Origin of the sequence: Mycobacterium innocens, from assembly GCF_900566055.1 — a bacterium.
GTDB classification, from domain to species: domain Bacteria; phylum Actinomycetota; class Actinomycetes; order Mycobacteriales; family Mycobacteriaceae; genus Mycobacterium; species Mycobacterium innocens.
Genome location: NZ_UPHQ01000261.1, coordinates 1 through 11,651 on the forward strand (window position 1 = coordinate 1; position 11,651 = coordinate 11,651).

At 68.0% G+C, this 11,651-nt stretch carries 9 protein-coding genes, 1 tRNA gene and 1 pseudogene; 5 read left to right on the forward strand and 6 right to left on the reverse strand.

What is annotated here, in order from left to right; all coding sequences use genetic code 11:
* Positions 1-414: pseudogene (locus EET03_RS30465) on the forward strand (PE family protein); the annotation flags it as partial.
* A 30-nt stretch (positions 415-444) separates the two neighbouring features.
* Here the strand turns inward: EET03_RS30465 and EET03_RS25175 are convergent.
* Both EET03_RS25175 and EET03_RS25180 read right to left on the reverse strand, forming a co-directional pair.
* A tRNA-Thr gene (locus EET03_RS25175) sits at positions 445-520 on the reverse strand.
* 56 nt (positions 521-576) lie between these two features.
* On the reverse strand, positions 577-1,791 hold the full coding sequence (locus EET03_RS25180) for a DNA polymerase III subunit delta' (protein ID WP_099194276.1): 1,215 nt from the start codon (positions 1,789-1,791) through the stop codon (positions 577-579).
* Between the two features lie 155 nt (positions 1,792-1,946).
* Here EET03_RS25180 and EET03_RS25185 point away from each other — a divergent pair, with 155 nt between their 5' ends.
* Positions 1,947-3,536: an adenylate/guanylate cyclase domain-containing protein gene (locus EET03_RS25185; RefSeq protein ID WP_075542668.1), complete on the forward strand. Its 1,590-nt coding sequence runs from the start codon at positions 1,947-1,949 to the stop codon at positions 3,534-3,536.
* Here EET03_RS25185 and EET03_RS25190 read toward each other — a convergent pair.
* Positions 3,533-3,796, reverse strand: coding sequence for a nuclear transport factor 2 family protein (locus EET03_RS25190; protein ID WP_341868772.1), 264 nt, complete (start codon positions 3,794-3,796; stop codon positions 3,533-3,535). The two genes, EET03_RS25185 and EET03_RS25190, sit on opposite strands and share 4 nt — an antisense overlap.
* Before the next feature lie 299 nt (positions 3,797-4,095).
* Between EET03_RS25190 and EET03_RS25200 the strand changes: the two genes are divergently transcribed.
* Entirely contained in the window at positions 4,096-4,389 is a 294-nt protein-coding gene (locus EET03_RS25200) for a helix-turn-helix domain-containing protein (protein ID WP_244232525.1), read from the forward strand.
* A 240-nt stretch (positions 4,390-4,629) separates the two neighbouring features.
* Here the strand turns inward: EET03_RS25200 and topA are convergent, their stop codons facing one another.
* From topA to cspA, 3 genes are all read right to left on the reverse strand, one after another.
* Positions 4,630-7,446, reverse strand: a complete 2,817-nt coding sequence (gene topA, locus EET03_RS25205; RefSeq protein ID WP_075542666.1) for a type I DNA topoisomerase — start codon at positions 7,444-7,446, stop codon at positions 4,630-4,632.
* A gap of 193 nt (positions 7,447-7,639) precedes the next feature.
* The gene (locus EET03_RS25210; protein ID WP_075542665.1) at positions 7,640-8,218 is read right to left on the reverse strand and encodes a hypothetical protein; all 579 of its coding nucleotides are present in this window, start codon (positions 8,216-8,218) and stop codon (positions 7,640-7,642) included.
* A 229-nt stretch (positions 8,219-8,447) separates the two neighbouring features.
* Positions 8,448-8,651, reverse strand: a complete 204-nt coding sequence (cspA, locus tag EET03_RS25215) for a cold shock protein CspA (RefSeq protein WP_007772268.1) — start codon at positions 8,649-8,651, stop codon at positions 8,448-8,450.
* Positions 8,652-8,900: 249 nt separating this feature from the next.
* Here cspA and EET03_RS25220 point away from each other — a divergent pair, with 249 nt between their 5' ends.
* Positions 8,901-11,225: a DEAD/DEAH box helicase gene (locus tag EET03_RS25220; protein ID WP_075542664.1), complete on the forward strand. Its 2,325-nt coding sequence runs from the start codon at positions 8,901-8,903 to the stop codon at positions 11,223-11,225.
* A gap of 75 nt (positions 11,226-11,300) precedes the next feature.
* Complete coding sequence (locus EET03_RS30470; protein WP_208649133.1) at positions 11,301-11,537, forward strand: hypothetical protein; 237 nt, start codon at positions 11,301-11,303, stop codon at positions 11,535-11,537.
* Positions 11,538-11,651: the final 114 nt, after the last annotated feature.

Sequence of the window (11,651 nt, forward strand, 5' to 3'; positions counted from 1 at the left end):
GTCGCAGGCAGTGCCGGCGGCACGGGCGGCGCCGGGTTCCTCGGGGCCGGTGGGACGGGCGGCGCCGGCGGGACCAATTTGCCCGGAATCTACAAGGGCGGCCTCGCAGGTGCCGGCGGTGCTGGCGGTGCTGGCGGTGCCGCCAAGCTGGTCGGCAACGGCGGCAACGGCGGCAACGGTGGCAACGGCGGCGCCGGAGGTAACGGCGGCGACGGCGCTACCGGCACGCGGGCTGGCGGTGCCGGGGGCAACGGCGCCAACGGTGGGTTGCTCGTCGGCAACGCCGGGTTCATCGGTAACGGCGGCAACGGCGGGAACGGCACATTCGGTGGCCATGGCGGCCTTGCGGGCCTGGCCGGGCTGTTCGGCCACGCCGGGATGAACGGGTCGCCGCAAGCTTCACTCCCTCACTAGCCCTGGGCTGCGCATTCCCTGTCTGCTAGATGGAGCCGCCTGGGGGAATCGAACCCCCGACCTATTCATTACGAGTGAATCGCTCTACCGACTGAGCTAAGGCGGCTGTACCTGCTGGCGCCATCGCGCCGGGCGGCACGAGTCTACGGCAGGCGGGCAAAATCACCCAAGCTCCTGGCCGATGGTGGCCACCATGGCGTCGACCGCGAACTTCGGTTTGACGTTGATCGCCAGCGCTTCGCGGCAGGCCAACACGGCCTCGATGCAACGCAACAGCCGATCGGGTGTGGCATGCGCGGCCAGCGCCGCGGCCCGGTCGGCCATGTCCGGGTGATTTGCAGCTACCGTGGCCGCGTTCGCCGACACCAGCAACGCATCCCTGAAATAGCCCGCCAGGTCGATCAGTGCCCGGTCCAGCGCATCCCGCGAGGCGCGGGTGTGACGGGATTTCTGGCGTCGTTCCAGCTCTTTAATAGCGCCCGTGGCGCCGCGCATCGCCCCGGCGGTCCCCTTACCCGTGCCGCCGGCCCCCAGCGCCGTGCGCAGCTCCTCGGTCTCGGCCTCGGCCCGGTCCGCGGTCAGCACCAGCGCCTCGGCCTCGGCGGCGGCTACCAGCTCCTCGGCAGCGGCGTAGGCGCGCGACGGCGTCACGGCGTCGCGCGCCAGCCCCAGCGCCCGCTCCCGTCGCCGCCGGGCCTCCGGGTCGGTGGCCAGCCGCCGGGCCCGTCCCACATGACCGCCGCTGACCGACGCCGCCCAGGCCGCGGTTTCGGTGTCCAGACCGTCGCTGTCGGCCAGCACCTGGGCGATCGCCGCGGTCGAGGGCGTCGCCAGCGCGACATGCCGACATCGGGATCGCAGCGTCACCGCGATGTCTTCGGGGTCCACCGAGGGCGCGCACAGCAGGAACACCGTCGATGCCGGCGGCTCCTCCACCACCTTGAGCAGCGCGTTGGCGGCGCCTTCGGTCAGTCGATCGGCGTCCTCGATCAGCACGATCTGGCGGTGTCCGGTGGTCGGCTTCCGGGACGCGATCTGCACGATGGCCCGCATCTCGGCGACGCCGATGGACAGGCCCTCGGGAATGACGCGTCGGACGTCGGCGTGGGTGCCGGCCATCGTCGTCATGCAGGCCCGGCAGCGTCCGCATCCGGGACCCCCGTCCTCGGGATCGCCGGTGCACTGCAGCGCCGCCGCGAAGCACAATGCCGCCACCGACCGGCCAGAACCCGGTGGACCGGTGATCAGCCACGCGTGTGTCATACTTCCGTCGCCGGCAAGGCTGTGACGGTTGTCACCACGAGCCGACCTGGCGGCGGCGATCAGCTCGTTTTTCACCGCGTCCTGGCCTACCAGCCGCGTAAACACCCCAGACATCATTGGTGCACATTATTAGTCCGCGCCGACAGAGACCGATTGGCCGCCGTTTCGCGACCTTCCCGTAACCTTTCGGCGCTTCGACCGGTCAGCGGCGACGTGCCGGAGCCGCCGTAAGTTTCCGGCCAGTCACCACCGCCGGATACGGTGGGCTCGTGGCTACCGTGGCAGCATTGCCCGGGCGGATCAGCGCGTTCGCCCGGTGGGTGGTGCGCACCCCGTGGCCGGTGTTTTCGCTGAGCATGCTGCAGTCCGACATCATCGGGGCGCTCTTCGTCCTCGGCTTCCTGCGCTACGGCCTGCCACCCGGTGATCGGATCCAGCTGCAGGACCTGCCGCGCCTCAACCTGGTCGTCTTCGTACTTTCGGCGCACGTCGTGTTTTTCGCCGGGGTCGCGGCGAATTTCAAACTGCTGGTACCGGTTTTCCGATGGCAGCGCCGCGACAATCTGCTCGCCGAGGCTGATCCGGCCGCCACCGAGCTGGCCCGCAGGCGGGTATTACGCATGCCCTTCTACCGAACCGTGATCAGCCTTGTGGTGTGGGCCATCGGAAGCGTGGTCTTCATCGTCGCCAGCTGGTCGGTGGCCCGCTACGCCGTGCCCGTCGTCGCGGTCGCCACGGCGCTGGGGGCCGCCGCGACCGCGATCATCGGCTACCTGCAGTCCGAGCGGGTCCTGCGGCCCGTCGCGGTGGCCGCGCTGCGCAGCGGTGTGCCGGAAAACCTGCGGACACCCGGCGTCATCCTGCGCTTGATGCTGGCCTGGGTGCTGTCCACCGCAGTGCCGCTGCTGGCGATCGTGCTGGCGGTGGTGTCCGACAAGATAGCGTTGCTGCACACCGCACCGGAGAAGCTGTTCGATCCCATCCTGTTGCTGGCGCTGGCGGCGCTGGGCATCGGATTCGTCAGCACCCTGCTGGTGGCCATGTCGATCGCCGATCCGCTGCGCCAGCTGCGCTGGGCCCTCTCCGAGGTACAGCGCGGCAACTACAACGCCCACATGCAGATCTATGACGCCAGCGAGCTGGGCTTGCTGCAGGCCGGCTTCAACGACATGGTCCGGGACCTGTCCGAGCGGCAGCGGCTGCGTGACCTGTTCGGTCGCTATGTCGGCGAAGACGTGGCCCGCCGCGCCATCGAGCGCGGCACCGAGTTGGGCGGTCAGGAACGCGACGTGGCGGTGTTGTTCGTGGACCTGGTGGGCTCCACCCAGCTGGCGGCCACGCGACCGCCCGCCGAGGTGGTTCATTTGCTCAACGAGTTCTTCCAGGTGGTGGTCGACACCGTCGGCCGGCACGGCGGGTTCGTCAACAAATTCCAGGGCGACGCCGCGCTGGCGATCTTCGGCGCGCCGATCGAACACCCCGACGGTGCCGGCGCCGCGTTATGCGCCGCGCGGGAACTGCACGACGCACTCATTCCGGTGCTGGGATCGGCCGAGTTCGGAATCGGGGTGTCGGCCGGACGGGCCATCGCCGGCCACATCGGCGCGCAAGCCCGCTTCGAGTACACGGTGATCGGCGACCCGGTCAACGAGGCAGCACGACTCACCGAACTGGCCAAGCTCGAAGCGGGCCACGTGCTGGCGTCGGCCGTCGCGGTCAGCGGCGCGCTCGATGCCGAGGCGTTGTGCTGGGATGTCGCCGAAGTCGTCGAGCTGCGGGGGCGCACCGCACCCACCCAGTTGGCCAGGCCGCTGAATCTTGCTGCGCCCGAAGAGGTTTCCAGCGACGTTCCCGGCTAGCCGGCCGCGACCGGCTTCTTGCCGTATTGCCGCTCCATCTTCGCCGTGTCCCCGTACTCCTGCACCCGTACCGATTTGCCGTCGCGCAGCGTGTAGACCTCGACGTCTTGACTGGTTTCGCCGCCAACGGTGGCGTCGCTGAACACGACCACCGTGTCGCCGTCGGCGATGAACCGGTGGGGCGTGACGGTCGGTGATTTCTCGGCCAATCGCCAGAGGTACTCGCCGAGGTCGCCCTTGCCGTGGTACATGCCGCTGATTGGGCTTTCACCCGGTTGGACCTAGGAGACTCACAGCGATCTTCCTAAACCTAAAGATTCACAGCGAGGAAGTTTCCCGATGCGGGTACAGTGCGGCGAGTCGTGGGCCGGGCAATGGTTACGATTGCCGACTTTTCGCGCCTGGTAGCCGGCGTCTACACGGCATCTACACGGCGGCCGTCAGTCCGCTGCACTGGCAGCCGGCCATCCGCGACATCCACCGCGCGATGGGCGGTACGGGTGGCTCGATGCTTCTGGGCGACGGTTCGGTCTGGTCGTTTCAGGATTCAACTCTTCCCGTGGCGGGCACTCGAGAGCTACGCAAAGCACTACTACCAACTGGATTACGTACCCCCGCTGCGTTCACCGTCAGTGAATTGCGGGTTGCCCGGCTCGCCGCTGGCAATGAGACCAATCGCGAGATCGCACAACGACTCTTCCTGAACCTGCGGACCGTCGAGGTCCATCTCACCAACACCTACCGCAAGCTCGGACTACAGTCCCGCAGTCAGCTGGCACCAGCGCTGGCCGGCGCCGGGATGGTGTGGCAGAGCAGTGCCTACGCGCCGGACAGCGCCGACCTGGTGCCCTGAGCTCGATGGACCTGCCACTTCAGCCACATGAGCCTCCACGGGTCTGCGGTTCCCGGATATTCTGGGCGCCCGCGTTTCAGCGACAAATCCCTTGCACACCTTGGCTTGTCGCTGAAAGACGGGCCGGCTCCGCCTGATTGGCACGGCCCGGGACTCAGCGCGTCAAGTGGCGTACTGAGGTCCGGTCAGATACGGGCGGGCGTCGAGAAGCCAGAGCTGTTGGTTCACTTGCGAACCCGACTAAGACCGCTTGACGGCCTTCCTAGCAGGTGCCTTGCGGGTGGTCTTCTTGGCGGTCCGCTTGACCGGGCCGCGGGCCCGTCGGTCGGCCAGCAGTTCGGCGGCGCGTTCGTCGGTGATCGTCGCGACGTCGTCACCCTTGCGCAGGCTGGCGTTGGTCTCACCGTCGGTGACGTAGGGCCCGAACCGCCCGTCCTTGATCACCATCGGATTGCCCGACGCCGGATCGGTGCCCAGTTCACGTAGCGGTGGAGCCGAAGCACTTTGCCGCCCAGGACGTTTCGGCTGAGCGTAGATCCTGAGCGCTTCCTCGAGGGTGATGGTGAAGATCTGGTCTTCGGTCGCCAACGAACGAGAATCCTTGCCGCGCTTCAAGTACGGACCATAACGTCCGTTCTGCGCGGTGATCTCCTCACCCGACTCGGGATCCAGGCCCACGACCCGGGGCAGCGACAGCAGTTTCAGCGCATCCTCGAGCGTGACCGTCTGAAGGTCCATGCTGCGCAGCAGCGAGCCGGTGCGGGGTTTGGCAGCGGTGGACTTCTTCGCCTTCTTCGCGGACTCACCGGACTCGGCCGCCGGTTCCGGGAGAACCTCGGTCACGTACGGCCCGTAACGCCCGTCCTTGGCGACGATCTCGTGGCCGGTCTGTGGGTCGACACCCAGCACGCGTCCCTCTTGCGGGGTGGCGAAAAGCTGCTCGGCCACCTCGAGGGTCAGCTCGTCGGGCGTGAGCGAGTCGTCGAGGTTGGCGCGCTGCGGTGCCGGCTCACCGTTGTCGCCGGTTACCGTGCGTTCCAGGTACGGCCCGTTCTTGCCCACCCGAACGTAGACGGGACGGCCTTCGGCGTCATCAAAAAGCTTGATGGAGTTGACTTCTCGCGCATCTATGCCCTCGAGGTTGATGCCGACGAGTTTCTTCAAACCCCCGGAGCGGGCCACCGAATCGGCCACGCCGTGCTCGCCGCCGAAGTAGAAGTTGTTGAGCCAGTTGGTGCGTCGCTCGGTGCCGGCGGCGATCGCGTCGAGCTCGTCTTCCATCGCCGCGGTGAAGTCGTAGTCGACCAGGCGACCGAAATGCTGTTCCAGCAAACCGGTTACGGCGAATGCCACCCAGGACGGCACCAGGGCGCTGCCCTTCTTGTGTACGTAGCCGCGGTCCTGGATGGTCTTGATGATCGAGGAGTAGGTCGACGGGCGGCCGATACCCAGCTCCTCGAGCGCTTTGACCAGTGAGGCCTCGGTGTAGCGCGGGGGCGGATTGGTGGCGTGCCCGTCGGGCGTCAGCTCGACGGCGGCCAGCCGCTGGCCCGGACTCAGCTGCGGCAGCCGCCGCTCGGCGTCGTCGGCTTCGCCGCCGACCAATTCGTCCACGGTCTCCACGTAGGCCTTGAGGAAGCCCGGGAAGGTCAGGGTGCGGCCGCTGGCGGCGAACACCACCTGCTGCTCGCCGGCCATGCCCTCGATCCGCAGACTCAGCGTGGTACCGCGCGCGTCGGCCATCTGCGAGGCCACCGTGCGCTGCCAGATCAGCTCGTAGAGCCGGAATTCGTCACCGTCGAGTTCGCGGCGCACCGCGCCCGGGGTGGCGAACGTCTCACCGGCGGGGCGAATCGCCTCGTGCGCCTCTTGGGCGTTCTTCACCTTGCGGGTGTACTGACGCGGTGCCGCGGCCACGTACTCCTCGCCGTAGAGCTGACGCGCCTGGGTGCGCGCGGCGTTGATCGCCGACTCCGACAGCGTCGTCGAGTCGGTACGCATATAGGTGATGTAGCCGTTTTCGTAGAGCCGCTGCGCGATGCTCATGGTCCGCTCGGCGGAGAACCGCAGCTTGCGGCCCGCCTCCTGCTGCAACGTGGAGGTCATGAAGGGCGGATACGGCCGGCGGGTGTAGGGCTTTTCCTCCGCCGACGCCACGGTCAGCTGCGCACCGTCCAGACGCGTGGCCAGCGCGATGGCGCTCGCTTCATCGAGGACGACGACCTCCGGCGAACCGGACGCGCCTTTGCGCAGCTGACCCAGTGAGTCGAAGTCGCGGCCGGTGGCGACCCTTCGGCCGTCCACAGTGGTCAGCCGGGCGGCGAAGGTGGGCGGCTGGGCCTTCGGGTCGGACACGCTGGCGTCCAGCGTGGCAACGATGTCCCAATACGACGCGCTGCGGAACGCCATCCGGTCGCGCTCGCGCTGGACGATGATTCGCGTCGCCACCGACTGCACCCGGCCCGCCGAAAGCTTGGGCGCGACCTTCTTCCACAGCACCGGGCTGACCTCGTAGCCGTAGAGCCGATCCATGATGCGACGGGTTTCCTGCGCATCGACCAGGTCGATGTCCAGCTCGCGGGGGTTGGCGGCGGCCTCGAGGATGGCCGGCTCGGTGATCTCGTGGAAGACCATCCGCTTGACCGGTATACGCGGCTTCAGGGTTTCCAGCAGATGCCAGGCGATCGCTTCACCCTCACGGTCACCATCGGTGGCCAGATAGAGTTCGTCGACGTCTTTGAGAAGGCCTTTCAGTTCGCTGACGGTGCTCTTCTTCTCCGGGCTGATGATGTAGAGCGGTTCGAAGTCGGCGTCGACATTGACCCCGAGCCGGGCCCACGGCTCGGACTTGTACTTGGCGGGCACGTCGGCGGCCGCCCGAGGCAGGTCGCGGATGTGGCCTCGCGACGACTCGACGATGTATCTGGGCCCCAGGTAGCCGGCCAATTTGCGCGCCTTGGTGGGCGACTCGACAATGACAAGTCGCCGGCCGCTCCCGTTGCCGCTGCTACGACGGCTGCCGGAGCTTCCAGGGCCTCTAGTCTTCGGCTCAGCCAACTGCGGTTACGCTCCATCTCTGATCCTGGCTCCCCACGGAACCGCCCCCGGTAGGAAGAGTGCCAGACCGGCACTGAATCTCAGGTGAAATTCTGGTACGCCGCCGTCCCCTCGCCCGTGGGCACCTGACAATTTCGCACCCTTGGGCGCGCCTGCGCAAACTGGCTACCCCAGAGAGCAGCGCCGGCGGCCCTCAGACCCGTGGCCACTGAGCCAACGCATCGGGGCTGTTCGGAGGTTCCCCCACGTTCTCTACCAGGCGCGATAGCCTGCGCCGGCCACTGATCCGCAACGCCGGCCGGGCACCTCGGGTGCCGATCAGGGTGGGCGCGATGCCGACCCGCATCAGCGCCGACGCCAGCGGCGAATAGGTGTCGGGGGCGTGCGGATCGAGGCCCAGCAGATAGCGGTCGGCTTCCGGGCTGCCGGCCGCCAGCGTCCACGCCCGCAGCTCCCGCGGGCCGGGCAGCCATCGCGGGGGCACCGTCTTGACCGCACCGCGGGTCCAGGCGGCGGCGATCGGACGCAGCGTCGGATCCGCGGCGGTGCGCACCAGGGGGGTGTCCTCGTCGGTTCGGGCGATCTCAGCGACCAGGCCGGCGTCGCGCATCATTTCGGCGAGAGCGACGGCTCGCCACAGTTCGCTCACGACCACAGACAGCCGGGCACCCGTGCCGACCATGACGATCTGGCCCGAGGCCGCCAGCAGTCCGGAAAGATCGTCCACCGCGGGCGGCACGGACTCCGCGGCGAAGAAGGAAAGCTGGCTCACGCCACCGACAGTAGGCCAGCGAGTCGATCCACGGCTGCTGCGTATCCGGCGCGGCGGCCAGGTGTGCGCCGGCCAAGCTTGGCGAGCAGACACAGAAGTCCCCAATTTCGGCCGATTCGGGTAGCTTTTGCGTCTGCTCGCGCGACCTGGTGCACCCGAGGAACGAAAACCCCCCGGCCCGACCCGCTGTGCGGGATTGCGCCGGGGGGTTCGTCAGAGTCCGCTCGGGTCAGAGGGAACGGACTCCGGTGGCCTGGGGGCCCTTAGGGCTGTGGCCGATTTCGAACTCGACCTTCTGGTTCTCTTCGAGGGTGCGGAAGCCCGAACCCTGGATCTCCGTGTAGTGGACAAACACATCCGCGGAACCGTCCTCGGGGGCGATGAAGCCGAACCCCTTCTCCGCGTTGAACCACTTCACAGTTCCCTGTGGCATTTCTTGATCTTTCCTTTTCTTCTGGGTGCGGTGCACCGCCTCTCGGTGCCCCGGGCCAAGCTGCGACCGCCATACCTCGCAGAGTCGCCGGAACTTAACCCGACCGATAACCTCGCAGGAACCGCGGCCGCAACGTCGATCCTGCGAAAGTTTGACACGAACACAGAAGCTGCGACCGCAATCAGTCAACCATGTTCGTCGCGTCGGCGACAGACTTCTGTCGTGGACGAGTTGTCGAAGGGTGGGTAAATGGCGAGTTTCGGCAGCGAACTGCTCGCCGCTGCACTCGCCGGTACCCCGCCCGGCGAGTCTCCGCTGCGCCACGTCGCCGAGCTGCCGCCGCGACCTGGCCGACCAACCGGTTGGCCGGACTGGGCCGCCCCCAACGTGGTTCGCGCGTTCGTAGACCGCGGCATCACCGTCCCGTGGTCGCACCAGCTCGAGGCCGCCGAACTGGCGCACGACGGCCGGCACGTGGTGGTGAGCACCGGCACGGCGTCGGGAAAGTCACTGGTCTACCAGCTGCCGGTGCTCAATGCGCTGGCGACGGATCCGCGCGCCCGGGTGCTGTACCTGTCGCCGACGAAGGCGCTGGGCCACGACCAGTTGCGCGCGGCCCATGCGTTGACTGCCGCCGTCCCGCTAAACGACGTCGCCCCCACCGCCTACGACGGCGACAGTCCCGCCGAGGTGCGGCGCTTTGCGCGCGAACGATCGCGCTGGCTGTTCTCCAATCCGGACATGGTCCACCTATCGATACTGCGCAACCATGCCCGCTGGGCGGTGCTGCTGCGCGGGCTTCGTTACCTGATTGTCGACGAATGTCATTACTACCGTGGGGTTTTCGGCTCGAATGTGGCGATGGTGCTGCGCCGGCTATTGCGGCTGTGCGCCCGGTACTCGGCTGAGCCGGGTCGCGGCCCGACGGTGATATTCGCCAGTGCCACAACGGACTCCCCCGGCGAGACCGCCGCGGAACTTATCGGCCAGCCGGTCGCCGAGGTGACCGAGGACGGGTCACCCCAGGGGGCGCGCACGGTGGCGTTGTGGGAGCCCGCCCTGCGGACGGATCTGACCGGGGAGAACGGCGCCCCAGTTCGACGATCCGCGGGCGCCGAGGCGGCGCGGCTGATGGCCGACCTGATGGCCGAGGGAGCACAGACGCTGACGTTCGTTCGGTCGCGGCGTGCCGCGGAGCTAACCGCGTTGGGCGCCCGCGCGCGACTCGATGACGTCGCCCCGGAGTTGTCCGGCCTGGTGGCGTCGTATCGGGCGGGATATCTGGCGGAGGACCGCACCGCTTTGGAGCACGCGCTGGCCGAGGGCCGGTTGCGGGGGGTGGCCACTACCAACGCTTTGGAGTTGGGTGTCGACATCGCCGGGCTGGACGCGGTGGTGCTGGCCGGGTTTCCCGGGACAGTCGCGTCGTTCTGGCAGCAGGCCGGCCGGTCCGGCCGACGCGGTCAGGGCGCGCTGGTGGTGCTGGTCGCCCGCGACGATCCGTTAGACACGTATCTGGTGCACCATCCGGCCGCGTTGTTGGGCAAGTCGGTCGAGCGGGTGGTGATCGACCCGGACAACCCCTATCTTCTGGGTCCGCAATTGCTCTGCGCTGCAGTCGAATTGCCGCTCGATGAGGCCGAGGTCCGGTCGCTGAACGCCGTGGAGGTGGCGCGAGGACTGGTCGACGACGGGCTGCTGCGCCGGCGGGGCGGCAAATACTTCCCGGCCCCGGGGGTGGAACCGCATGCGGCGGTGGACATTCGGGGCTCGATCGGCGGCCAGATCGTCATCGTGGAGTCCGACACCGGGCGGCTATTGGGCAGCGTTGACACGGGCCGGGCACCGACTTGCGTCCATCCGGGAGCGGTGTATCTGCACCAGGGCGAAAGCTACGTCGTCGACTCGCTGGATTTCGAGGAAGGGATCGCCTTCGTCCACACCGAGGATCCGGGGTATGCGACATTCGCGCGCGAAGTCACCGATATCGACGTGACCGGAACCGGTGAGCGGTTGGAATGCGGCGCCGTCACCCTGGGCCTGGTGCCAGTGACCGTTGCCCATCAGGTTGTGGGGTATCTGCGCCGTCGGCTCAACGGAGAGGTGATCGACTTCGTCGAGTTGGATATGCCCGAACAGGTGCTGCCCACGACTGCGGTCATGTATTCGATTGCTCCGGATGCTCTGGCCCGCAATAGGATTGATGCGCCGCGGATTCCCGGGTCGTTGCATGCCGCCGAACACGCGGCCATCGGGTTGCTGCCGTTGGTGGCCAGCTGCGACCGCGGCGACATCGGCGGCCTGTCCACCTCGATCGGACCGGAAGGGCTGCCAACAGTTTTCGTCTACGACGGCTATCCGGGCGGAGCGGGGTTCGCCGAGCGCGGCTTCCGTCGGGCCGGTATCTGGCTGGCGGCCACCGCCGCGGCCATCGAAGCCTGTGAATGCCCGAGCGGATGCCCGTCGTGTGTGCAATCGCCCAAGTGCGGCAACGGCAACGACCCGTTGGACAAGGAAGGCGCGGTGCGGGTGCTGCGGTTGGTCCTCGCGGAGTTGGTCGCTGGGGGTTGCTAAGTACCCGGTGTATCCCCGCCAGAAATTTTGCTGAAACCCCCTACCTCGCGTCCTGTTCCCTGGTACTGAGGAAGTTTGCTCTTGGGCTCCGGCGGCGCCGGCGGGGCCGGCGGGAACTCGCTCACCGGCAGTGGCGGTAACGGCGGCAATGGCGGCACCGGCGGATGGCTATGGGGCCACGGCGGGGCCGGTGGAGCGGGCGGTACCGCCCAGGTACCGGTTCCGGCAACGGCGGCAACGGCGGTGCAGGCGGCGGCGCAAGCCTGTTCGGTGGTGGCGGGCACGGCGGGGCCGGAGGCAGCGGCGTGCTGATCGGACTCAACGGCGGTAGCGGTGACGGCGGTAATGGCGGAGCGGGCGGCAACGCCGGCCTGCTCGTTCGCCCCGGTGGCGCCGGCGGGATAGGCGGATTGGGCTCACTGGGCC

Excerpts from the sequence above, each read along its gene's own strand:
- cspA (WP_007772268.1), bottom strand. The coding sequence starts at position 8,651 with ATGCCACAGGGAACTGTGAAGTGGTTCAACGCGGAGAAGGGGTTCGGC.
- EET03_RS25180 (WP_099194276.1), bottom strand. The coding sequence starts at position 1,791 with ATGTCTGGGGTGTTTACGCGGCTGGTAGGCCAGGACGCGGTGAAAAAC.
- EET03_RS25220 (WP_075542664.1), top strand. The coding sequence starts at position 8,901 with ATGGCGAGTTTCGGCAGCGAACTGCTCGCCGCTGCACTCGCCGGTACC.